Raw genomic sequence first — 2,108 nt, forward strand, 5'->3', positions numbered from 1 at the left:
AGGAGTCTACGCGCCTTCCACTCCAATCAACAGGTTTTCAATAACTGATCTGGGGCTTGTATCTTTTGTCGACAAGCTGAAGCCGGCGATTAAGCCGGCTTTACCTCTTCTTCAGAGAATGCGAAGAAATTTGGTTTCTCTGTTTTTGGATCAAAATAAACAAGCATATATGAAGGTGACTTTTCAATCTCTCCTGATTTCATATAACTTTCCAGATCGATTGAAATTTCTTCAATCAAAGTATGCTTATAAAGGTCTTTTTCATTAATGTTTAGTTCTGCATAACGACTTCCTAGTGCGTCAGGGTGCTGGATGATTCCTCGGTAAATTTCGGATTTTTGCTTCTTATCCGACTGCAATTCCCACCATGGTTTTCTTGGTTTATATTTCATGCTGGCAAGGTAGTCGTACTTCATTAAGCTTTGAATCGTCTCTATATCATCAACGCCCTTCTCCTGAAGGAAATGAAATAGCCTCTTGTAAAGATCTTCAAGCTGGTGGCCAATCCTTGACCACTCATTTTGTTCCCAGTGAGAGCCAAACTCCTGGAAGAAATCAAACGGAGTAGGGAACACATTTGTGACAAGATATTCAACTGTAATATCCATCCTATGATCATTCCAGTACTTTTCCAGTACATCTTCTACTTGTTTTATTTTTATAATGTCGTTAAAATTCAGGACATTATTTCCCAGGATTTCGTATGGAGAATGATCCATATATATATAATCATGCTGAGCTGCCCGCAGCCTCAGCCCAGTTCCGCGCAGCATTTTCAGGAAACCAAGTTGGAGCTCCTCTGGCCTCATCGCAAATACATCATTAAAAGTCTTCTTGAAGGAGCTATAGTCTTCTTCAGGCAATCCGGCAATCAAGTCAAGATGCTGATCAATCTTGCCGCCTTCCTTTACCATGGTAACTGTACGCTTCAGCTTTTCAAAATTCTGCTTACGCATGACAAGTTCATTTGTGTAGTCATTTGTCGATTGTACTCCAATTTCAAAACGGAATAAGCCTGAAGGGGCTTCCTGATTCAAGAATTCGATGACTTCAGGTCTCATAATATCTGCTGTGATTTCAAATTGGAATACTGTTCCTGGCAAATGCTCATCAATAAGGAACCTGAACATTTCCATCGCATAGCTTCTGCTGATATTGAAGGTTCTATCGACGAATTTAATCGTTTTGGCTCCGTTCGCCATTAAATAACGAATATCATCCTTAATTTTCTCTCTGTCAAAATAGCGGACTCCCACTTCGATCGATGACAGGCAGAATTGGCAGCTGAAAGGGCAGCCGCGGCTCGTTTCAATGTATGTGACCCTTTTGGAGAGGTGAGGGACGTCCTCATCAAAGCGATATGGTGAAGGAAGCTCCTTTAAATCCAGCTTATTTTGCTGTGGATTCATCTGTATGCTGCCACCGTTTCTGTAAGCAATCCCCGGAACTTTTTTATAGTCCTGATCACCCTCAATTTCAGCCAGCAGCAGCTTGAATGTCTGTTCACCCTCCCCGATGACAATGAAATCAAACTCCTCTGCTTCCTTCATCCAGTCCATTACATCATAGGTTACCTCCGGGCCGCCAACGACAATTTTGATGGAAGGATCAATTTTCTTAATCATCCTGATTACTTTAATACTTTCTTCGATATTCCAAATATAACAGCTGAATCCAATTACATCAGGCTTTTTCTGGATCAAATCTGTCACAATATTGATGATGGGATCTTTAATTGTATATTCAGTAAGCTTAATATCGTATTCTGGGTATGCGAATGCTTTCAAGTACCTGATAGCAAGATTGGTGTGTATATATTTCGCGTTAAGCGTCGTTAAAACAATATTCATTTACAAAATCTCCTTTAGAAATATCCAGCAGCAAATCAACTTTAAATTATATCTCAGTTTAGACAAAAAAGACAGTTGAAATCCTGTCCAGTCATTGATTACCTAGATTTTATCAGTAAAAAAAGAACCATCTGCAGTGATGGCTCTATTCAGACTGAGACAAACTCGATGAAAATCAAACTTGTCTACAGTTTGTTATTTTGTCTGGCTCGAAAATGGGACTGTTGATTTCCGTTCCAGGCGCTTCGCTTTCCGCGG

The 2,108-nt window shown here is 40.1% G+C and carries 1 protein-coding gene; it reads right to left on the minus strand.

All coding sequences use genetic code 11. The features are described 5' to 3' along the window. Positions 1 to 89 precede the first annotated feature (89 nt). Positions 90 to 1,850 (minus strand): B12-binding domain-containing radical SAM protein, encoded by a 1,761-nt coding sequence (locus V7654_RS19465; protein WP_335432456.1) that lies wholly within the window; start codon positions 1,848 to 1,850, stop codon positions 90 to 92. Between the last annotated feature and the right edge of the window lie 258 nt (positions 1,851 to 2,108).

Source organism: Bacillus sp. JJ1609, from assembly GCF_036967045.1.
GTDB lineage: Bacteria > Bacillota > Bacilli > Bacillales > Cytobacillaceae > Mesobacillus.

Bases quoted from the DNA above. Each gene is read 5' to 3' on its own strand.
- V7654_RS19465 (WP_335432456.1), bottom strand. From the start codon at position 1,850: ATGAATATTGTTTTAACGACGCTTAACGCGAAATATATACACACCAAT.